Genomic DNA, 21,041 nt, shown 5'->3' with positions numbered 1-21,041 from the left:
TGGATCCTTCCGGTTATTGTTGGCTTGCCGCAGCAAGGGATTTCAGAACTTCGTCGGTAACCTTCGCCACCAGAGCATCGGCCTGCAACCGGGCGCGAACCTGACCGGCCCATGTAGCGCCCGCCGCTTTGACCGGTTCTGGCAGTTGGTCATAAGCGGCCAGTGCCCCTTCCAGGTCACCGGAAGCCACACGAGCTTCCATCGACCCCAACCGATCCCGCGGTGTGGTGCCCTCATTGTCCCCCGGCGTGCGAATGGAAACGAGAGACTGGGCACTGTTCATCAGCCGGTCTACCACGCCTTCACTCTGGCTGGTCACGTCCGCAGCACTCATGGCGCGGGCTGCACCGCCGAAGCGGGCAATCAACTGGCTGCGTGTCGGAATGCCAGAAGACGCATATTCCTTGAGCGGGGCAAGCTGGCTTTTATCGCCGGTCATCACCGCTTCCACCGCGCTTAGCTCTGTCGCATAAGGACGCCCGCCCTCGACGGCCGCCTGCAGTGAAGCAATCGCAATGGCACGGGCGGCCCGCTCCTGCGCACTCGCATCCCCCACGCGCTGCTCCAAACGGTCCAGCTGAGCCGTCACCGTGTCTGAAAGGCTCTGCAGCTGGCTCACCAGCGCATCCATTTGCACTCTTGTTTCAGCCTGTGTCTGAACCTGCGCTTGCAGGTTGGCCGCAGTCTGGGCAATGCGCGTTTCCAAAGAGGTCACCAGTTGCTGCTGAGAGCGCACTGTCTCCGGCAACTGGGCCAATGACCCGGCTTCTTCCTGAAGCTGCGCAGCCTGTTCCTGCAAGGTCGCAACCTGTGCCTTCACGGCCTCCAACGCTTCTTCAGAGGCCCCCTGCCCAGCCTCGCTCAACGCGGCGATCTGCGCCTGAACCTCTTCCAGTGTGGCCCGCAAGCTGGAAACTGCAGCACCATCTCCGGCTGCACCCTCATTCACAAAGCCACGCAGTTCCTCAACACCCTTGGCCAGTTCCTGAACCTGCGTGTCATAGGTCGCCCCCAAGATGTCGCGCATCTGGTCAAAGCTGGCGCTGGCACTTTCCTCCGCGCTGGCAACACGTTCGCGCAACTCGTCAAACAGATCTTGCGCAGGCGCTGCCGTCACCGATGCTCTCAGGTCGGAAATCTGCTGTTCAAGCGTTTCAACACGGTCCTGCGAGGCAGCAACGAGCTGCTGAAGCGCTGTCTGCTGCTCTTCCTGCTGCTGCGAGGCCAACGAGAGCACGCCCATCTGCTGCAGGCCATATCCGCCGCCCAGCACCACAAGACCGCCAATCACACCGGCCGCGATAAGCGAGCCCAATCCGGCTCCGCTCTGCTTTTGGCTGGCGCTTGCGTTTGCCACAGCACCCGCCGGGGCGGCCTGCTTTGGCTTGTCTGCGGTCTTGCTGTCCTCTGGCTTCTTGTCGTTCGCCTTTGGCGCAGCAGCTTCTTTTGGCTTGTCCGCGCCCGTTTTGGCACCAGCAGTGGAGGCGCTGGCATCGGGCTTGGTCGGTTCCGCCGCTTTCTCGGCTGCCCCCTTCAAGGGGCCATCACCGCTCTTCTTCTCCGGCTCTGCCGCCTTGGCAGCGGCGGCAGGCTTGGTAGCTTCCTCAGGCTTTTTTGTAGGGTCCGCCTTTGCGGCTTCCGGCTTCGGCGCTTCTGGCTTTGCCTCAGCAGCCTTGTCCTTGGCAGGGTTTGCGGCTTCCTTCGCTGCCTCAGCGGCCTTGGCAGCTTCCGCCTTTGCCTCCTGCTCTTCTGCAAGAGAGGCCTTCACCTCTTTAGCTTCCAGATCAATGGTCACATTCTTCCGCGCTGGCCGCCGCCCTGATGGACGTGCGCCCGCAGATCGATTTGTGGAGCTGCCGCTACCGGTGTCTCCGGTCTTTGGTTTGTCAGCTGCCATCAAACATCCTCCATCTGTAAGCCTTGGGGGCAGTGTCGCAATTTGCTCTGGCAATTACCAGTGAACACCACCGTTCATGTTACGCCACATATTTCAGCGCAGCGCAATCAAGAGAAATCCGATCTAATCCGCCAGCGGTTTCTGTCCTATTAAATCGAGCAGAGCCGCTTCGGTCGGTTCGCGGGCGATTTCCACCTCCGCAAATCCGTCCAGCGCTGCCGCGATTTTCTCAGAAACACATAGAGCTTTCATAGAGTTAACGAACACTGAGATTTTTTCAAGGCGCATCAACTGCGTAAACGTGTGCGCTGTACGCTGCGAATAGAACAACACCCGTTCAAACTCCCCTGCCGCAAGCCGGTGTGCCGTATCGGCAGAAAAGCGCGCCTTCGGCTCCATGGCATAGACCACAACACCGCGACACTTTATCCCATGAATACTAAGAGCTTTTGGCAGATCTCCGCTCAGGTCCTGCCCACAGGGGTAAAAAACCGTTCCCCGGGCACCCACCCGCGCCATCAACGCCGTTAAATCTTCTAGCGTGCCTGACGCGCTGTAAACGCGCTCGAATCCAACCGCACGCGCTTCTTCAGCGCTGCGATCTCCGACTGTAAAGATTGGAAAACTCAACAGCTGCTGCAGAACACCCAGCTCTTCAAGCGACCTCAAGGCACGGGCGCTTGTCAGCGCCACCGCCCCCACGTCGTCCAGCGTCAGGGCGCCCGGCTTGGGGCGCACCACCTGAAACTGCAGCAATGGCTCAATGCTTACCTCGTGCCCCATAGCCTGCAGTTGCGCCGCTGTCCGCGATGCTTCGGGCTCTGGTCGGGTCACAAGAATACGCATCAACTCTCCAAAAAGTCTGGCCCCGCCTTGGCGTAGAGCTCCTTACCGGCCGCCTCGCCAATGCTCCTTGCTTCGCTGATCGGGCCTTCCCGCTCCACCCGGTGGGTTTGGCTGCCATCGGGCTTGATCACTTCACCCCTGAAGAGTATCCGCTCTCCCTCTACAACAGCAAGTCCCCCAATCGGCGTGCGGCACGAACCGTCCATTTCCGCCAGAAACGCCCGCTCCACCGTCACGCGCGTTTCGGTCTCCGCATCGTGGATGGGTGCCAGCATCTTGGCAATCTCGGCGTCGTTTTCGCGCACCTCAATGCAGATTGCCCCTTGCCCCACCGCTGGCAAGAACTGCTCGGTATCAGCGCGCGAGGTAATCAGATGCTCAAGACCGAGGCGATGCAAACCCGCACACGCCAGAAAGGTGCCATCCACCACGCCTTCTTCCAGTTTGCGCAGCCGCGTTTGCAGGTTGCCACGGTACATGACTACCTCAATGTCCGGACGCAGACGCTTGATCTGAGCCTGACGGCGCAAGGAAGAAGAACCCACAACCGCGCCCTGTGGCAAATCTTCCACCCGCGCCGCTTTTGGGGATAAAAATGCATCACGCACATCTTCCCGCGGCAGATAGGTGGTCAGCGCCAGCCCTTCCGGCAATACCGTTGGCATGTCCTTGGTAGAATGCACCGCAAGATCAATGGTGCCATCCAGCAGCGCCTCTTCGATTTCCTTTGTAAACAGGCCTTTTCCGCCCGCTTCGGAAAGAGGGCGATCCTGAATCTTGTCGCCGGTCGTCTTGATGACGACAACCTCAAATGCTTCCTCTGGCAGCCCGTGGGCATCCATCATTCGCTGCCGGGTTTCATGCGCCTGTGCAAGCGCGAGGGCACTTCCACGCGTGCCGATCTTGATCAGTTTTTTTTGCAAGGAACTCATTTCCAACGCTAGGGCCTCGTGCTAATGGAGCGGGTTAAAGCGTTCGACCTATAAAATCAATCGGCCATTCGGGCATTAACAAAGAACAGGTCATAAGGAGACACCGGGTGCTGACCGTCCTCGGCATAGAAACCAGTTGTGACGAAACCGCCGCAGCCGTGGTGCGCGTAAATGAGAACGGAGAGCACGAAATCCTCTCCAACGCCATCTATTCGCAAATCCATGAGCATGAGACCTACGGCGGCGTTGTGCCGGAGATCGCGGCCCGCTCTCACATTCAGGTTCTGGATGGAATCGCCCAAAAAGCCATGGATGAGGCGGGCACCAGCTGGGATGATCTCAGCGCCGTTGCCGCCACTGCTGGCCCAGGCCTGATCGGCGGCGTCATTGTCGGCCTCATGACAGCCAAAGCCATCGCCATGGCAGCCAACAAGCCCCTGCTGGCAATCAACCATCTGGAAGGCCATGCGCTGACCGCGCGCCTCACAGACAAGGTGGCGTTTCCCTATCTTCTTCTGCTCGTGTCAGGTGGGCACACCCAGTTTCTTCTGGTGAAAGGCATCGGTGAGTACGAACGCCTCGGCACCACCATTGACGACGCCATTGGCGAAGCCTTCGACAAGACCGCCAAGCTGCTTGGCCTGCCCTATCCCGGCGGCCCTGCAGTGGAACAGGCAGCCGCCAAAGGCGATCCGAAGGCCTACAAGTTGCCGCGCCCGTTGTTGGACCGTCCCGGCCTCGACATGTCTTTTGCGGGCCTCAAGACGGCCGTGCGCACCGCAGCGCTCAAGGAAGAGCCGGTCAGCGACGAAACAATCAACAACCTTTGCGCCGCGTTTCAGGAAGCGGTGGCAGATGTCATCGGCCATCGTTCCCAGCGGGCCTTCGAGCTGTTCAAAGAACGCTTCCCGGAAATTGCTCCGGTCATGGTCATTGCAGGCGGTGTAGCTGCCAACAACGCCATCCGCACCCGGCTGACCGAGGTTGCCAGCCAGAATGAAGCCAGCCTGATTGCGCCGCCGCACAAACTGTGCACCGACAACGCTGCCATGATTGCATGGGCGGGCATTGAACGCCTGCGCACCAAGGGGCTGGATCAGGCTGCCACAAACGGGGATGGCGACGACATGGAAGAAGTGCCGCGCCCACGCTGGCCCTTGGACCAACTCTCTGAAAGTGTGTTTGGCTCCGGCCGAAAAGGCGCTAAGGTCTGAGCGCGTCTCCTCCAGAGCATTCTTTCACGCAGGAAATCCATGCACACTTCTCCTAGAGAGCTGGCCTTCAAGGCCTACATCTACCTGACCTGTGGCCCGGAGCTGTTGGTCATGCATGAACCGGAAGTGCCGGAAGATGAGGGCTTTCAGGTTGCAGGCGGCACCGTTGACCCCGGCGAGAGCTTCCTTCAGGCTGCACTGCGAGAGTTTGAGGAAGAAACTGGCTTGAGGCTGTCTTGCGCGCTCGACCTTCTCGACGAGGAAACCTACCTCAAACAGGAGGTTCGCAATCCCGGCTGGCAGCGCCGTGTGTTTTATCACGCTCGCTTGCGGGAGAAGCCCGCAGAAACCTGGGATCACTACGAGATGCATCCAAGCGACGGCAGCGATCCGATCCTGTTGCGCTATCAGTGGCTGGACCTGCGAGAGACCGCCAATCTGGATCCAGGTCTTTACTACGCGGGTTTTGATCGCCCGCTCGCAGCACTTCGCAAACGCCTCGGTTTGGTTTGAGTTAAGAAAGGCCTGTTCATGTCCGACCCAACAACCTATCAGACCATCGCTGTGCTGGGTGGCGGCTCTTGGGGCACCGCGCTGGCGCTGGCCGCGTGCCGCGCCGGACGAACCGTGCGCCAATGGGCCCGTGATGCAGAAACCGTTGCGGCCATCAACGAGCACAACACCAACCCGAAGTATCTTCCCGGCATTACGTGGGCTGAGCACATCACCGCCACGACAGATCTGGAAGAGGCGGTTAACGGCGCTGATGCGATCCTGCTTGTCACCCCGGCGCAAACCACCGCTGTTGTCCTTGAACAAATCAAGCCATGGGTTACCAAAGGCACGCCCCTTGTGCTCTGCGCCAAGGGAATTGAGGCCAGCACCGGCCGACTTCTCTCAGAAGTTGTGGATGAATCCTTGCCGGATGCCATCGCCTGCGCGCTCTCTGGACCCAGTTTTGCCGTTGATGTGGCCAAGGGCCTGCCCACCGCCGTGACCATCGCCAGCGAAAACGCCTTGGTTGCCGACCATCTTTCAGAAGCACTCGCCTCCGCGAGCTTTCGGCCCTACGCCACGGACGATCTCATCGGCGTGGAAGTCGGCGGCGCGCTTAAGAACGTGCTCGCCATCGCCTGCGGCGCGGCAGTGGGCTACGGCCTCGGCGCCAGCGCGCAAGCCGCCCTTACGGCACGCGGATTCGCAGAACTCTCCCGCTTAGGGGCCGCTCTGGGTGCCCGTAAGGAAACTCTTACCGGCTTGTCTGGCCTTGGCGACCTTGTGCTGACATGCTCCTCGGAGCAATCCCGCAACTTCGCTTTCGGCCTTTCCATTGGGCGCGGCACGGACCCACAGAGCCTTGTAGCCCCCGGTCAAAAGCTTGCCGAAGGTGCGCACTCAGCGCGCATTGCCGTCTCTCTGGCCGCAAAACACGGTGTCGACATGCCCATAGCAGCAGCCGTGGCAGAGGTCGTAACCGGCAAACTGAGCATCGAAAAAGCGCTCAGCGACCTAATGACGCGTCCGCTAAAGCGCGAAGCGCACTGATCGCCGTTTCCCTTTAAAGTTTACGTGTTGGATAGTAATGAGATACGCGTAATCTGCGATTCTGCATGAACTCGGGAGGCGAACCCATGCTGTATGCGATCATTTGCACTGATAAGGCCCATGCCACCAACCTGCGGCAGGAAACCCGCACGGCTCACTTGGAATTCATCAAGAACCTGGGACCACGCGTCAAGGCGGCAGGCCCCTTTCTGGCCGACGACATGACAACTTCAACCGGCACCTTGCTCATTGTTGAATGTGCAAATCGCGATGAAGCACTGGCAATCTCTCAAGAAGACCCATATTCAAGCGCTGGCCTCTTTGAATCCGTAGAAATCCGTCCATGGAACTGGCTCATCAACAATCCGGAGACCTGATTTGAACTACTGGCTTTTCAAGTCTGAACCGAACAAGTGGTCATGGGACCAGCAGAAAGCTAAAGGCGATCAAGGTGAAGAGTGGGATGGCGTGCGCAATTATCAGGCACGCAATTTCATGCGCACCATGCAGATCGGCGACCGGGGCTTTTTCTACCATTCCAACATCGGCAAAGAGATTGTTGGCATCGTGGAAGTATGTGCTCTGGCCCACCCTGACAGCACCACCGACGATCCACGCTGGGAATGCGTGGACATCAAGGCGGTCTGCGATGTGCCCAAGCCGATCACCCTTGCAGATGTGAAAGCCGACGAGCGTCTTTCAGACATGTCTCTGGTCACGTCCATGCGACTTTCCGTTCAACCGGTAAAGCCAGAGGAATGGGATCTGATCTGCCGCTTGGGCGGTCTGGATCCCGACAAGATCTGAAACCAGCACAAATGATGGTTAGGAAGGCCTGATCCAATTGCGGTTCAGGCCTTTTTCATTGACCCGCTTAATGGGGCAGCACCACCCAATAATCCAGGTCGAGCAGCACACCCGCCTCATAGTCTCCGGCGTCGGACTTCCAGGGAAAATCATGGCAGGGCCGGTCCTTCGTTGCCACCGTCCGAAGGCGCAAGGCACCAACATCGTCCCGCTCCAACAGCTCCCGCTTGTCCAGCACCTCAGACCATGCGTAGACCGTGTCCCCGGCAAACAGCGGCGCCACATGACGCCCGCCGTTGATGGCCGCCACATGAAACGCGTTGCTCAGGCCGTTGAATGACAGGGATCGGGCGAGCGACATCACATGCCCGCCATAGATCAGCCGGCGGCCGTGCGGCGTGTTTTGCGCCAAATGCTGATTGAAGTGAACCTTGGCGGTGTTCTGGAAGAGCCGCGTTGCCAGCTGGTGCTCCGCTTCTTCCACCGTCATGCCGTCCACGTGGTCAATCTTCTCGCCAATTTCATAGTGGTCGTAGCGAAATCTGGAGCCCGACTGCGCCTCATCCCAGCCCGACTGATGAATGTGCGGCACCGCATCGCCCAGCTCTTCGACCGCCACCACCGTATCCAGCGGCGGCACATGGTCGGGCCCACATGTGGCTTGGGGATCGCGCTTCGGCACCATCACCCAGCGCACATATTCCAGCGCCTTCTCACCATCCTGCCGATACCCCACCGTGCGCACATAAACGATGCCGGTCTTGCCGTTGGAGTTCTGCTTGACGCCAATCACTTCAGAGACCGCCACCACCGTATCCCCGGGGTACAGCGGCAGGAGGAACCGGCCCTCGGCATAGCCAAGGTTCGCCACGGCATTGAGGGAAACATCCGGAACCGTCTTCCCGAACACCATGTGAAAGACCAGCAGATCATCAATTGGCGCTTGCGGATAGCCCACCGCGTTGGCGAAGGAATCCGCAGACTGCACCGCAAAACGAGAACCATAAAGCGCCGTGTAAAGAGCCGTGTCTCCATCCGTGATGGTGCGCGGCGTGCCGTGGCGCAGCACCTGTCCCACATAAAAATCTTCGAAGAAGTGGCCCTTACTGGTCTTTCCCGAGATGCTCATCGATGGTCCTCAGCTTGCCTTCCCGAACACGCGCTTAAGTGGCACCATTCAACAGGATGGCCCACGCTCAGGCAACCCGAACCTTTGTCCCTCCGCCAGATTAACGTAGAGGCTTCAGCGGCAAACTCTGTTAGAATGAACGATCCGAGCCCAGCGCTCAGACCACCGTTCAAACTCGAAAGACAACAGGAGGGTTGTATCATGGCAGACCGTAAGCTCATCTCATCGGGGTCACCCTTCGAAAAAGTTGCAGGCTATTCCCGCGCCGTTGTTGAAGGGGATTTTGTCTATGTGTCCGGCACCACCGGCTATGACTACAGCACCATGACCATGCCAGATGACGCTGCAGCTCAAACCGCCAACGCCTTGGAGACCATCAAGGACGCCCTTTCAACAGCCGGAGCCACCCTGAATGACGTGGTTCGGGCGCGGTATTACGTCACTGACCGTGCTTATGTGGATGCGGTCTTCGCCGTTCTGGGCGAGTACTTCGCCGACATCAGGCCCGCTGCAACCATGGTAATCTGTGACCTCATCAAAGAGGAAATGAAGGTTGAAATTGAAGTAACGGCGAAGCTAAAGTAACAATTGCCGTTTGGTTCGGCGCCACTTCACTTCGAGACTACTTCAGAGATGCAAGTATTTTCACCTATGGAGACCGGCGCCGCCCAACCCAAAAGAGTTTCAAAGGCGGCAAGAGAACCAGGGACCAACAGGACAGAATGAAAGATTTTCCGAAGGAACTGCTTGCTGGCTACAGCCGCTACAGAGAGAACACCTACCCGTCCCTTCGCGAGCAGTACAGCGCGCTGGCCATTTATGGTCAGGACCCCAAGGTGATGGTCATCTCCTGCTGTGACAGCCGGGTCACCCCGGAGGGGATTTTCAACGCTGGGCCGGGCGAACTGTTCGTCGTGCGCAACGTTGCAAATCTCGTCCCCCCGTTTGAGGATGACAACGGCACCCACGGCACCAGTGCTGCCATCGAATATGCCGTGACCGGTCTGGAGGTGGAGCACATCGTGGTGCTTGGCCACTGCAAGTGTGGCGGCGTTCAGGCATTCCGGGCCCGTGGCATCAACCCGCAGTCTCCCGGCCAATTCCTTGGCCCATGGATCAAGCAGTTGGAGCCTGCGGCCATCGAGCTGGCCTGTAACCCGGTAGAGCCCAATGAAGACCCCCAGCTCGGCATGGAGTATGCGGGCATTCGCCAGAGCTTGAAGAACCTGCGCACCTTCCCGTTCATCACCAAACGGGTGGAAAGCAAGTCGCTCCAGCTTCACGGCGCGTGGTTTGACATTGGCGCGGGCGAGCTGCGGGTCATGGACAAGCAAACATCCAAGTTCATTCCGGCCGTTGATCTGCTTTCCGTCCTCGGCCTGGCCTGATCAAGTTGTTGGGCTGGGCCCTTGAAGAGCCTGCCACGCGGGCACACCTTTTGGGTGGCTCACCCAGCCTTTCTTTTTAGTTTTATCCCATTCAGTGAGGCCTCCCATGGCTAAAGCCATTCACATGATGATCCGCGTGCTGGAAGAGGCGCGCTCAGTTGAGTTTTACTCAAAAGCCTTCGGGCTGGAGATCGCCGAGCGGTTTGACTTCGAAAGCTTCACCCTCGTTTACCTGCGCAACGAGGAGGCAGATTTCGAATTAGAGCTGACCGTCAACAAGGGCCGCACAGAAGCCTACGACCTTGGCAACGGCTACGGCCACATGGCCTTCTGCGTTGATAAACTTGACGAAGAACACGCCCGTCTTCAGAACGAAGGCCTCAATCCGGAAGACATCAAGGAGTTCTTCCGCGACGGCGTTCTTATCGCTCGTTTCTTCTTTGTCGTCGACCCGGACGGCTACCGCATTGAGATACTTGAGCGTCACGGCAGATATCGTTGAGGACATCTATCGGGTCCGCGCCTTGCAAAAGGCGCGGAAATCCGGCCATATCTCACCGTTCCAAATTCAAGCGTAAAAAGGGGGCGAGTGAGACCCATGGCAAGCAATAGACTGCTTCTTCTTCCCGGTGATGGCATTGGTCCAGAAATCATGGAGGAAGTGAAGAAGGTCATTGGCTGGTTCAACGAGCGTACGGCTGACACCTTCGACTACGATGAAGGCCTCGTCGGCGGCGCTGCGTATGACGCCCATGGTGCCTCCATCTCCGAAGAAGACATGGCCAAGGCTCAGGCAGCAGACGCCGTCATCTTTGGCGCTGTTGGCGGCCCTAAGTGGGATGACGTCCCTTATGACGTGCGCCCGGAAGCGGGCCTCTTGCGCCTGCGCAAAGACCTCGGCCTGTTCGCCAACCTGCGCCCGGCCATTTGCTACCCGGCACTGGCCGATGCCTCTTCGCTGAAAAAAGACGTCATCGAAGGCCTCGACATCCTGATCGTGCGCGAGCTGACAGGCGGTGTTTACTTCGGCGAGCCGAAGACCATCACCGAGCTGGAGAACGGCCAGCAGCGCGCCGTGGACACACAGGTTTACGACACCTACGAAATCGAGCGCATCGCCGGAGTTGCGTTTGACCTTGCCCGCGCCCGCCGCAACAAGGTCACCTCCATGGAAAAACGCAATGTGATGAAATCTGGCGTTTTGTGGAACCAGGTCGTCACCGCCACCCATGACAAGTCCTACAAGGACGTGGAACTGGAGCACATGCTGGCAGATGCAGGCGGCATGCAGCTGGTGCGTTGGCCAAAACAGTTTGACGTCATCGTCTGTGACAACCTGTTCGGCGACATGCTGTCCGATGTTGCAGCCATGCTGACCGGTTCTCTCGGCATGCTGCCTTCCGCCTCTCTTGGGGCCCCGGACGCTGCCACAGGCAAGCGCAAGGCACTTTATGAGCCAGTACACGGCTCCGCGCCAGATATCGCGGGCACAGGGGCAGCAAACCCGATTGCCATGATCGCGTCCTTCGCCATGGCGCTGCGCTATTCCTTCAACATGATCACCGAAGCGGACATGCTGGAAAAGGCGATCTCCAACGCCCTCGACAAGGGACTGCGGACCAAGGACATCGCGCAAGGCGATCAGGCCACCATCTCCACCAAGGAAATGGGCAACGCCATCGTCGGCGAACTGGAAGCGTTGGCAACCAGCCTCTAGCACCCCATACCCAATCTGTTTGACAGGCCAAGGCTCGCTTCCCTCATGGATGCGGGCCTTGTTTTTGTTTGCCAGCCCGTTCCCTCTCCAGTATTAGGTGAAGCGAGCATCACCAATCTATCCATAAGACAGGCCGCAATGCAGTTTACCAGTTTCACTCCAGCTCAAGCCGATGAAGTCACCGCGCTCTTTCGCCGAACATTCAGCGCCTCCGAGGGAGAAAACGAAGGCGAGCTGATCGGCACCCTTGCGGCCAACCTGCTGGCGTCCACACCAGAAGACGAGTTGCTGACCTTCCTTGCCCTTGAAGACAACCGCATTCAAGGCGCCATCGTGTTCACGCGCTTCCATTTTGAGCACAGCCCAGCGCTGGCTTACCTGCTCTCGCCCGTCGCTGTTGCGCCAGAAGCTCAAGGAAACGGCGTCGGGCAAGCGCTCATCAAGTTTGGTTTGCAGGAACTGGCTCAACGCGGCGCGGAAATCGCCCTCACCTACGGCGACCCAAACTTCTATGGCAAGGTCGGCTTCAAGCCCATCGCGCAGGAGGTGATCGCACCGCCGCTGAAGCTCACCTACCCCGAAGGCTGGATTGCACAATCCCTGACCAACGCTGAGATTGCGCCCATATCCGGCGCCACACGCTGCGCCGCAGCCCTCAATCACTCAGAATACTGGTAGCGGCGACGCTGGGAGCCGCCTGAGCGGCCCCCGTTCCCTCCAAGACCTTTCATTCCATGGCCTCTCAAGGCCTGCTGCCCTCGGCTTTCACCAGCGGCTCGAAAGGATCTGTTGTCGGCGGCACGAGGCTGCGTATGTCACTGCCATCCAAGTCGAAGTCATCAAAGCTTACAGAGTTGAAACTCAGGGCGTCCTGATCGCGCACAAAATAGGTGGCGTCCGCAAGGTTCGCCATCACGGACCATTGGGTGTAGTCCGGTAGCTCCGGTGCCCCGGCCTTCTCTGCGTTGGGACGGATAAAGCCTTTCGGAATGTCGAAATTGTTCAGCATGTGCGTGGCGACATGCAGGTTTTCCTCTGCTGTCTCTCTCATTTCGACGGTAGAGACAAACGCGGAAGCCCGAACGAAGCGAGAGGGCGGCGTTGAATCGCCGGGCAATCCCAACATGCCCGAGCCTTGGCCCAGAGACACAACCTCACCGTCCAGAACCTGCTTCTCCCCCGCGTTCACGGGCGAGAGATTTACGTAGTTGCGCAGGTTAATCAGATGCCAATCAAACCCCGGAGAGTTCGTCATAACCCCCAGAGGATTGTCATAGACCTTGAGTTCGCCATTTACCGGCTCAATCACAATCGACTTGCCGGACCGATCATGCAGGGTGAAGTGAAGAGGCGGAACTTCTTTGAGTTCCGTGTTTTCAATCGCCACGATCTGAACGGAGGCAAGGGCGTCCCGCACTTCATCAACTGTCGCAAAACTGGTCAAAACCCAAGCCAGAAAATTCAACGGCCCGAGAGAACTGGAGGCCTTGTCCTGCGTCGGCTCCGGATAGCTGGCAAATCCGGGAAAATACAGCGCGCCGCCCGCCAGGCCTTCTTCATTGATGCCATCCACGATCATGGTGTCATCCTTAATCGCATTCATGCCAATGACAGCGTATTTGGCTTGCCACACCATGGGGTCAGAAAGGCCTGTTGTTGCGGTAAACTCAAAGCCTCGCGGCACCATGGAAACTGTCGACTCTGTTTCAAATCCGAACTCCATGGTGCGCCCATACACCCGGCCATCGTCCTTTGCCTTGATCACAAAGCTGGTACAGGCCGAAGCCCCTGTACTGGCAGAAATCAATAGGGCCGCCGAGCATGTGGCGGCCAGTAAGCGGCGGTGAACTTTGCAGAATACGTTATTCATTGTGCGCTCCATGTTTTGGTATGCGCCCTTGTTATCTTCGGCAAGGCTCCAATAAGCCGTTTAACCTTCCTCTAAGAATTGAGCCAGTTCTGAACCACCTGACCTTGGCCTGCCCAAACTGGAATGCCAAATCAGAAAGCAGCCACCGGCGACCGTCCGGCACGGAGCCTTCACACAAAGCGCAGCCATGGCCGCGCCTCTCCACCACAATCCACCGCCCCGCCACTGTTCCCTTGAAACCCACGGGCCGGTCCTGCATATAGCCTCCACAACAACTCATGAAATTCAGCAATAGGAGCGCACGGTTATGGACGATCGCCTCAAGCCGTTTCTCGGCACGTGGATCCTTGATCCGGACCAGTCTAATTATGAGCAGGGCGCCCTTCCGCTGGGCGGCAGCCTGACCATCGCCGAAAAGGAAGGTGAGATCGGCTTCTTCATGAAGACGGTGGAAGCTGACGGCGAAACCTATGAGGCCAATTTCTCCGGCATTCCAGACGGTGAAGATCGGCCAATGCCGGAAAACCCATTTGCCGACACCCTCGCCCTGATGTTTGAAAGCAACCGGGTTCTGACCTCCGAGGCCAAACGCGGCGGCCTGACGATCATGTCAGCGAAGCGGGAACTGAACAGCGCGGAGAACCGCCTCACGGTTTATCAGACGGTGCATCTGTTGGATTCCGGCAGTTTCACCAATGAAGCTGTGTATCTGCGCGCCAACTAAGTCGTGCGCTGAACCATGCTTGAGGCGCAGGCAAGACCGCGCGTTTTTCAAGGGTCTAGCGCCTCGGAAAGCCGGATCTTCTGGCTCAAATGCGCTTCGAGCTGCTCGTAAACGCCCGTCGGGTTCATCAGGTCCGCCGGGTAGACTTCCACATACCCAACTCCAACTTTCTTCAGGGCCAGCGCTTTCACCTTGTCCTGCGCGCCCTCAACGCCGCGCGGCGGGATGTTAGTGAGATAATCAACCGCAACAACCGGCTGGCCTTTCGGGTCTACCACCAACGCGCTTACAGCCTTTCCCCTGAGCGCGTTCAGGGCGCTGTCCACGATGGCTCTATCTGGGTTGCCTTCCTGATCTTCCATCACAACCCGCTGAAGCGCCACCTGCGGAAACACGTTGTAACGCCCCAAGCCTTCACTGCAAAGAAAGTGATTGATCAGCTTGTAGACCTGCTGCTCTTCCCGGGTCATCACAACTCGCAACCGCAGGGCTGCGATGTCCACGAAACGCAGCTGGTTTAGTGGGTCATCAACGTCTCTCCGGGCACGTTTACGCGCCTTGAGTTGCCATTGAACCCTCCACAAAATCAAGCAGGCCACAAATCCGACGGCACCGGCAAAAACACTGGTCATGAGAATACGCCACTCCCTTACGGCAGCGAATATCACAACTCTAGATAGAATCAAGGGTGTGCATTACTCAAATTTCGGAGGAGAAATTGCAGTGCGACGGATTTAATCCGTCGGACTAAAGAGGCCGAAACGGCGTCGCAACGCATGTTAGCCTAAAAGAACCGCATAAAGCATCAGGGCCACTTCATCCCGTAGAGCGCACCGCAAACCATCACGCCGCCCCACGCCACCAAGGCCACGAGGCCAGCCCAGCGAAACCGGCGAATGGTGCCCCGGGAATCCACCCGTGCCAGATAGCGCCACGCTGGCACGAACCGCAGCAACAAGGCATTCAGCAGCGCAATCACGAAGAACCCAGCCTTCCACCACATCATCTCGTTTTGCACGTACACACGCGCATTGAGAGACAGAAGGAGCACGCCAGACACAATCGCCACAAGGCCGCCCACAAGGCTTGAGCGCACCAGCACGCGGGCCATGTCATGCAGCGGAACGGTTGGCCACACGCCCAGCATTCTAAGGTTCATGGGAACCAGACAGCCAAACAAAAGCGCAGCACCCAACAAATGAGCCAGTTGCGTTGTCGGCAACACCCATGCGCCATAAGCAAACACGGCGCGAATGCCAGAACGCTCCAACTCGCCTGCAAGGTCTATTGCAATCTTCAGAAAGTCCATCAATCTCGCCCGCAATTGCCCGGTGCAAACTTGCGGCGTTCATGGACGCGAAGCAAGGCTTCCGACGCAGTTTTCGCCGTATGCCCACCGATTTCCGCAGGGCTGTCTTGTGGGGGCTCAATCGCATGCCGGATTGCGCCAGAGGGTCCAGCTGCGGGTGGCGGCATCTCTGGCTTGCTGTCTTCCCAATCCCCCTAACTGCTCAAGGGCTCTCCTATCCGGGTGCGCCTCCTGTCCAGAGGGCGCTCCCGCCTAGGTGCCTTAACTGCTCAGCGCCTCCCCTGTCCGAGCATCTCTTCAGTCCGAGCGTGTCTCCCGCCCCTGCCCCTCACCGAACCCAGACCCCGGTACCTTGCAAAACCCAGCGCCCTAGCTGCCCAATCAACTCACCGCCCTCGTTTTGCCTGCCCCACCGTCTGACCTGCCCTGTATCACCTGCCCCGCGCCTTACCTGCCAAGCGCCTCACCAGCTCCACACCTCACCGGCCCTCGTCTCCGCTGCCCCGCGTCTCACCATCTCCGCACGTCACCGCCCTCGTTTTGCCTGCCCCGCGCCCCTTGCAATTTATGCATGCTGCATTCATTTTATCTTACAAAGGTCTCGTTCTAGCGGTCCTTGGCCCCACCCAAAGATCGGAGCAGAGGTTGCTGACCGAACCGGCACCCTACTGGCAACACCAGATCGGATCAGCGTCCTCACCTTCATGCCAGGCAGGCATCTGCTGCGAACGCAAGCGACCTGATCCAGAAAATGACCCCGCTTCAAATCAGGTGGAGAACGCTCAACGCCCCTCTAGGGCGGCAGCACCTCAACCCGGCACCATTCGAACGCACCAAATGAAAGATTCTTTCAAACCAACGCATCCATCAACGCAAAAACTTCTTGAGTTTCTTTCAGTGTTTCACAGCATTCAACTGAACTCCCAATAGGGGAACAGCAGGGAATAACTGGGGTTTTGTGCCGTTCAGACCCCACAACGCCGGCCGGCAGTTATGCCCATCGCGCTCGTTCCAGCAAAGCCTGTTGACAACCGACGAAAGTCGGGGCAGAAAAATTGCCGAAACATTCACGAGAACGGGCCTCGCCACAACAATGGCTGATCTGATGATCAAAATCGCGACGAAAACAGCAACCGCAACAACAGCGGGCTGCGCGATGACGGCTGCCCGAATGACTACACACACAACAACGACGACCAAAACCACCGTCTGACGGTGCCTCTCTTTCCCGCGCTCTCCCCCGGGACGGAGGGCGCCAGAGGGCTCACCGGGCGGCTTGGCTTGCCCCCGGGCGCTCGACGGGGGAGACAAAGAGGAATGAAACCAATGGGTTACAAGGTCGCAATCGCAGGCGCCACCGGCAATGTGGGCCGCGAAATGCTCGATATCCTGGCAGAACGAGGCTTCCCCGCAGACGTTGTGGTGCCGCTGGCATCCCGCCGCTCTCAGGGCCGTGACATTTCGTTCGGCGACAAGACGCTGAAGGTTCAGGCCATGGAGAACTTTGACTTCTCCGACGTCGATATCTGCCTCATGTCAGCAGGCGGCACCATCTCCAAGGAGTGGTCGCCAAAGATCGGCGCCAAAGGCTGCGTTGTCATCGACAACTCTTCAGCATGGCGTTATGACGCCGACGTGCCGCTCATCGTGCCGGAAGTAAATGCCGACGATATTGTTGGTTTTAAAAAGAAAAACATCATTGCAAACCCGAACTGCTCCACCGCTCAGCTGGTTGTGGCGTTGAAGCCGTTGCATGACGCTGCAAAGATCAAGCGCGTTGTCGTCTCCACCTACCAGTCCGTATCCGGTGGTGGTAAGGACGCCATGGACGAGCTGTTCAACCAGACCCGCGCCGTGTTCGTGAACGACCCGATCGAGCCTCAGCAGTTCACCAAGCGGATTGCATTCAACATCATTCCTCACATCGATGTTTTCATGGAAGACGGCTACACCAAGGAAGAATGGAAGGTGCTGGCTGAAACCAAGAAAATGCTTGATCCGGCGATCAAAGTCACCTGCACCGCAGTGCGCGTTCCTGTCTTCGTGGGCCATGCTGAGAGCGTGAATCTCGAATTCGAAAACCCGATCACGCCAGAAGAAGCTCAGAACATCCTGCGCGAAGCCCCAGGCTGTCTGGTTGTCGACAAGCACGAAGACGGTGGCTACGTCACGCCTTACGAGTCCGCAGGTGAAGACGCGACCTTCATCTCCCGCATCCGCGAAGATGCCACCGTTGAGAATGGCCTCAACATGTGGGTTGTCTCAGACAACCTGCGCAAAGGCGCAGCCCTCAACACCGTTCAGATTGCCGAAGTGCTCGTGAACCGAGGCTTGATCCAGCCAAAAAGCGCTGCGGCCTAAAACGAACCTCGTGGCGGCGACTGGTCGTCACGTGGTGCAACACCTTCCCAAAACAAACAAAATCGCGCGATTGTCTCGGCAGTCGCGCGAAATAATATGTAGGGCTAGCAACCAGCCGCCCCTTGCCCTGCCGCTGTTGCTCCCCGCGGCCTGCCTCGCCACCTCCACCTCCACCACCCAGCGGTTGCATTAGTGGATTTTGCGAACTGGCGCGAATGAGATATTCCCCCCATCCTGTCCGCGCCGGGAGAAAAGGCACTGGGAGAACAACAACACATGCTGCAACAAACAACCTTCGCGCTGTTTACCACCGAGAACAAAGAGGCCACTTTCTGCGATTGGCTGCAGGCAAAGTCCGCTGAGAACTGGAAACAAGCCACCCAACATCCGTTCACGATTGCGGTTGGAAATGGCACAGTTTCCGATTATGCCTATCGGCGCTATCTTATTGAAGACTATGCCTTTGTTGTCGATCTGGCATCCGCACTGGGCTATCTGGTCGCCAAAGCGCCGACAATGGAAGCCAAGGGCGTCCTTTCCGCCTTCCTCGCACAGCTCACCTCTGCAGAGAACGACTATTTTCTTCGCTCTTTTGAAGCACTTGGCCTCTCCAAAGAGACCTATGAAAACGCCGTTGCGAACGATACCACCCGTTCCATTGCCGCCACGCTGCTCTCTGCTGCCGGGAAAGGCAAATACGAAGACGGCCTTGCGTGCCTGCTCTGCGCCGAGTGGGTCTATATGGACTGGTGCACACGAGAGGGCACAAAACCGCGCCCTGATCAGTTCTGGTTGGCGGAATGGATCGACCTTCACGACAACCCCGCGTTCCTGCGGTTTGTCGGTTGGCTAAAGGCGGAAATGAACCGCGTCGGCCCCGCTTTGCCAGCTTGGCGCCAGCGGGAAGTTCAAGAGCGGTTTAGCCGCATGTGCGAACTCGAAGCAGCTTTTTTCGACGCAGTAAGCACAGACTGATCAAAGGCTTGAAAGAGGCTGGCGTTGATGCCAGCCTCATGGACAAACTCAGCCCAGCGCTTGTTCCAACTGTCCAAGATCTGCATTGCCGCCGCAGACCAAAACGCCCACACGCTCACCTTGCTTGGGCTGGTAGGCACCGGAGATCAACGCCGCCAGTGCAGTCGCAGCACCTGGCTCCACCGCAAGCTGCATCTGCGTCCAGAGCCTGGCTTGGGCATCCAAAATGTCCGCATCATTCACCAGAACTGACTGAGATACATACTCTTTTGCCAAGGCGAAGGTATGCGTGCCACACCGCTTCGCGCCAAGGCTGTTGGCCGCAACACTGTTCACCTCAACGTCCACAGGCTCATTTGCAGCCAGTGCAGCGTGCAATGAACACGCGCCACCGGGCTCCACAGCGATCACGTCTATGCCATTTTGATAGTAGCAACTCATCCCACCAATCAGTCCTCCGCCGCCCACAGCCACCAACACCGTATCAAGGTCCGGCGCCTGCGCTGCCCACTCCAGCGCAACCGTTCCTTGCCCATTGATTGTGCCCGGCGCATCGTAAGCGTGAATATCTATCGCACCAGTTTCCTCCTGGTGACGGGCGCACAATGCGGCAGCATCCGCATAGGCAGCGCCCTCAACATGCACTTCAGCCCCATAGTGACGGATCTTTTTAATCTTCGCGGGATTGGAGATTTCCGGCACAAATATCTTGGCCTTATGCCCCAAGGCAGACGCTGCGCACGCCACCGCCGCGCCGTGGTTGCCCCCAGAAGCAGCCGCAACGCCTCCTTCCGGCACCTTCATTTGCAGAAGGGAATTAAACGCCCCGCGCGCTTTGAATGACCCGGAGTGCTGCACCTGCTCCAACTTCATATTGATTGAAAAAGGCAGGCCAAACGTGCCAGCTCCACTCTCCACCACTGGCGTCCGCCGAATGAACGGCGCAATGCGTTGATAAGCCTTGGTAATTTCTTCTTTATTGATCATCTATCCCGCCAAAGCTTCAGATAAAAACAAGTATGCTCCCGACGAATATCGGGAGCATACACTGCACCACGGTTTGGGTTAGCCAGAGGTAGGCATCGCCGTTTCAACCAGTTTGATAAAGTAGGAGCAACCGTAAGGGATAAGCTCATCATTAAAGTCATAGGCAGGGTTGTGCACCTTTGCCGTGTCACCGTTGCCCGCAAAAATAAATGCCCCCGGGCGCTCTTCCAACATGAAGGAGAAATCTTCACCGCCCATGGTCGGGTTAACTTCGCTATTCACCTTATCCGCACTACCGGTAACTTCCCGCGCTACCTGAACGGCAAAATCAGTTTGATCCGCGTGATTGTTGGTAACCGGGTAGCCCTTGTCGTAGAGGATATCTGCGGTTGCCCCATGTGCTGCGCAAACGCTCTCCACCATCGCTTTCATCCGGGTTTCGATCATCTCACGCACATCGTTGCTCAGGGTCCGCACCGTACCGCGCAGCTTTGCAGTCTCCGGCACAATGTTGAACGCTGAGCCAGCCTCAAACACAGTCACGGAAATCACGGCTGCCTCGAGCGCGTTGGTGTTGCGGCTGACGATGGATTGCAGCGCCGTTACCAGCTGCGCGCCCACAACGATCGGATCAATGGTCTCATAGGGACGCGCCGCATGGCCACCCAAACCCTTGATTGTAATCTGGAATTCATCCGTTGCGGCCATGAGCGGCCCCGGCCGAATGGCAAACTCACCAACCGGCAAACCTGGCATGTTGTGCAGGCCATACACCTCGTCAATGTTCCAACGCGTCATCAAGCCATCGTTGATCATCGCCTTGGCGCCCGCCCCGCCCTCTTCCGCAGGCTGGAATATGAGAACAACCGTTCCGTCGAAATTTCTGGTTTCAGCGAGGTATTTCGCAGTGCCAAGCAACATGGCTGTGTGGCCGTCATGACCACACGCATGCATTTTTCCGGGGTGCTTGGAGGCCCATGGCTTGCCGGATGTCTCGGTCAGCGGCAGCGCGTCCATGTCGGCGCGAAGCCCGATGGTCTTGCCTGCACCACCATTCTTGCCCTTGATTACACCCACTACGCCGGTCTGCCCAATTCCGGTTGTAATGTCATCGACGCCAAAGCTTTCCAGCAACTCGGCAACGCGCGCCGCGGTGCGGTGCGTCTCATACAGGATCTCCGGATTCTCGTGAAAATCCCGACGCCAAGCGGTGATTTCATCGTGTAACTCGGCAAGTCGATTAACAATCGGCATGGGTGCAGCTCCCCGGGAATTAGTGTTTGAATTATCTCAATCTGGAAGAATCCTAATGTGCAACTATTTGGCGCATACTCACAAGC

At 58.0% G+C, this 21,041-nt stretch carries 22 protein-coding genes; 13 read left to right on the top strand and 9 right to left on the bottom strand.

Annotation, left to right across the window (positions count from 1 at the left end; genetic code table 11):
* Nucleotides 1–13 precede the first annotated feature (13 nt).
* From PUV47_RS17570 to hemC, 3 genes are all read right to left on the bottom strand, one after another.
* A complete protein-coding gene (locus PUV47_RS17570) occupies nt 14–1,897 on the bottom strand; it encodes a COG4223 family protein (RefSeq protein WP_274219902.1) in 1,884 nt (627 codons plus the stop codon).
* A gap of 123 nt (nt 1,898–2,020) precedes the next feature.
* Entirely contained in the window at nt 2,021–2,743 is a 723-nt protein-coding gene (locus PUV47_RS17565; RefSeq protein ID WP_274219901.1) for a uroporphyrinogen-III synthase, read from the bottom strand.
* Entirely contained in the window at nt 2,743–3,681 is a 939-nt protein-coding gene (gene hemC, locus PUV47_RS17560) for a hydroxymethylbilane synthase (RefSeq protein ID WP_274219900.1), read from the bottom strand. Before hemC ends, PUV47_RS17565 begins: the two co-directional genes overlap by 1 nt.
* Before the next feature lie 104 nt (nt 3,682–3,785).
* On the opposite strand from hemC, the gene tsaD reads away from it, so the two are divergent.
* The 5 genes from tsaD to PUV47_RS17535 all read left to right on the top strand — a co-directional run bounded on the left by tsaD (nt 3,786) and on the right by PUV47_RS17535 (nt 7,241).
* Complete coding sequence (gene tsaD, locus PUV47_RS17555) at nt 3,786–4,889, top strand: tRNA (adenosine(37)-N6)-threonylcarbamoyltransferase complex transferase subunit TsaD (RefSeq protein WP_274220115.1); 1,104 nt, start codon at nt 3,786–3,788, stop codon at nt 4,887–4,889.
* 39 nt (nt 4,890–4,928) lie between these two features.
* A complete protein-coding gene (locus PUV47_RS17550) occupies nt 4,929–5,402 on the top strand; it encodes an NUDIX domain-containing protein (RefSeq protein ID WP_274219899.1) in 474 nt (157 codons plus the stop codon).
* A gap of 18 nt (nt 5,403–5,420) precedes the next feature.
* Nucleotides 5,421–6,434: an NAD(P)H-dependent glycerol-3-phosphate dehydrogenase gene (locus tag PUV47_RS17545; protein ID WP_274219898.1), complete on the top strand. Its 1,014-nt coding sequence runs from the start codon at nt 5,421–5,423 to the stop codon at nt 6,432–6,434.
* 86 nt (nt 6,435–6,520) lie between these two features.
* Nucleotides 6,521–6,811: a YciI family protein gene (locus PUV47_RS17540; protein WP_274219897.1), complete on the top strand. Its 291-nt coding sequence runs from the start codon at nt 6,521–6,523 to the stop codon at nt 6,809–6,811.
* Nucleotide 6,812: 1 nt separating this feature from the next.
* Complete coding sequence (locus PUV47_RS17535) at nt 6,813–7,241, top strand: EVE domain-containing protein (RefSeq protein WP_274219896.1); 429 nt, start codon at nt 6,813–6,815, stop codon at nt 7,239–7,241.
* Nucleotides 7,242–7,308: 67 nt separating this feature from the next.
* Here the strand turns inward: PUV47_RS17535 and PUV47_RS17530 are convergent, their stop codons facing one another.
* Nucleotides 7,309–8,370 (bottom strand): MaoC family dehydratase, encoded by a 1,062-nt coding sequence (locus PUV47_RS17530; RefSeq protein WP_274219895.1) that lies wholly within the window; start codon nt 8,368–8,370, stop codon nt 7,309–7,311.
* A 201-nt stretch (nt 8,371–8,571) separates the two neighbouring features.
* On the opposite strand from PUV47_RS17530, the gene PUV47_RS17525 reads away from it, so the two are divergent.
* From PUV47_RS17525 to PUV47_RS17505, 5 genes are all read left to right on the top strand, one after another.
* Nucleotides 8,572–8,955, top strand: a complete 384-nt coding sequence (locus PUV47_RS17525) for a RidA family protein (protein ID WP_274219894.1) — start codon at nt 8,572–8,574, stop codon at nt 8,953–8,955.
* 137 nt (nt 8,956–9,092) lie between these two features.
* The gene (locus tag PUV47_RS17520) at nt 9,093–9,758 is read left to right on the top strand and encodes a carbonic anhydrase (protein WP_274219893.1); all 666 of its coding nucleotides are present in this window, start codon (nt 9,093–9,095) and stop codon (nt 9,756–9,758) included.
* 106 nt (nt 9,759–9,864) lie between these two features.
* Entirely contained in the window at nt 9,865–10,260 is a 396-nt protein-coding gene (locus PUV47_RS17515; protein WP_274219892.1) for a VOC family protein, read from the top strand.
* A gap of 96 nt (nt 10,261–10,356) precedes the next feature.
* Nucleotides 10,357–11,475: a 3-isopropylmalate dehydrogenase gene (leuB, locus tag PUV47_RS17510; protein ID WP_274219891.1), complete on the top strand. Its 1,119-nt coding sequence runs from the start codon at nt 10,357–10,359 to the stop codon at nt 11,473–11,475.
* A gap of 138 nt (nt 11,476–11,613) precedes the next feature.
* The gene (locus PUV47_RS17505) at nt 11,614–12,153 is read left to right on the top strand and encodes a GNAT family N-acetyltransferase (protein WP_274219890.1); all 540 of its coding nucleotides are present in this window, start codon (nt 11,614–11,616) and stop codon (nt 12,151–12,153) included.
* Between the two features lie 64 nt (nt 12,154–12,217).
* Here the strand turns inward: PUV47_RS17505 and PUV47_RS17500 are convergent, their stop codons facing one another.
* Entirely contained in the window at nt 12,218–13,345 is a 1,128-nt protein-coding gene (locus tag PUV47_RS17500) for a choloylglycine hydrolase family protein (protein ID WP_274219889.1), read from the bottom strand.
* A 307-nt stretch (nt 13,346–13,652) separates the two neighbouring features.
* On the opposite strand from PUV47_RS17500, the gene PUV47_RS17495 reads away from it, so the two are divergent.
* Nucleotides 13,653–14,069 carry a hypothetical protein gene (locus PUV47_RS17495; protein ID WP_274219888.1) on the top strand — a complete coding sequence of 139 codons (417 nt, stop codon included), beginning with the start codon at nt 13,653–13,655 and terminating at the stop codon, nt 14,067–14,069.
* A gap of 47 nt (nt 14,070–14,116) precedes the next feature.
* Here the strand turns inward: PUV47_RS17495 and PUV47_RS17490 are convergent, their stop codons facing one another.
* Nucleotides 14,117–14,701 carry a DUF2726 domain-containing protein gene (locus tag PUV47_RS17490; RefSeq protein ID WP_274219887.1) on the bottom strand — a complete coding sequence of 195 codons (585 nt, stop codon included), beginning with the start codon at nt 14,699–14,701 and terminating at the stop codon, nt 14,117–14,119.
* Between the two features lie 173 nt (nt 14,702–14,874).
* Nucleotides 14,875–15,378 (bottom strand): hypothetical protein, encoded by a 504-nt coding sequence (locus tag PUV47_RS17485; RefSeq protein WP_274219886.1) that lies wholly within the window; start codon nt 15,376–15,378, stop codon nt 14,875–14,877.
* 1,326 nt (nt 15,379–16,704) lie between these two features.
* On the opposite strand from PUV47_RS17485, the gene PUV47_RS17480 reads away from it, so the two are divergent.
* Both PUV47_RS17480 and PUV47_RS17475 read left to right on the top strand, forming a co-directional pair.
* Nucleotides 16,705–17,739 (top strand): aspartate-semialdehyde dehydrogenase, encoded by a 1,035-nt coding sequence (locus tag PUV47_RS17480; protein ID WP_274220114.1) that lies wholly within the window; start codon nt 16,705–16,707, stop codon nt 17,737–17,739.
* A 276-nt stretch (nt 17,740–18,015) separates the two neighbouring features.
* On the top strand, nt 18,016–18,714 hold the full coding sequence (locus PUV47_RS17475) for a TenA family protein (RefSeq protein WP_274219885.1): 699 nt from the start codon (nt 18,016–18,018) through the stop codon (nt 18,712–18,714).
* A 48-nt stretch (nt 18,715–18,762) separates the two neighbouring features.
* On the opposite strand, the gene PUV47_RS17470 is transcribed toward PUV47_RS17475, so the two are convergent.
* Both PUV47_RS17470 and PUV47_RS17465 read right to left on the bottom strand, forming a co-directional pair.
* Entirely contained in the window at nt 18,763–19,701 is a 939-nt protein-coding gene (locus PUV47_RS17470) for a threonine/serine dehydratase (RefSeq protein WP_274219884.1), read from the bottom strand.
* 78 nt (nt 19,702–19,779) lie between these two features.
* Nucleotides 19,780–20,955 carry a M20 aminoacylase family protein gene (locus PUV47_RS17465; RefSeq protein WP_274219883.1) on the bottom strand — a complete coding sequence of 392 codons (1,176 nt, stop codon included), beginning with the start codon at nt 20,953–20,955 and terminating at the stop codon, nt 19,780–19,782.
* Nucleotides 20,956–21,041 lie beyond the last annotated feature (86 nt).

Source organism: Pseudovibrio exalbescens, from assembly GCF_028737195.1.
GTDB classification, from domain to species: domain Bacteria; phylum Pseudomonadota; class Alphaproteobacteria; order Rhizobiales; family Stappiaceae; genus Pseudovibrio; species Pseudovibrio zosterae.
Note: the sequence above shows the minus strand (reverse complement) of the source record. Positions and strands in the feature narration are given on the sequence as shown.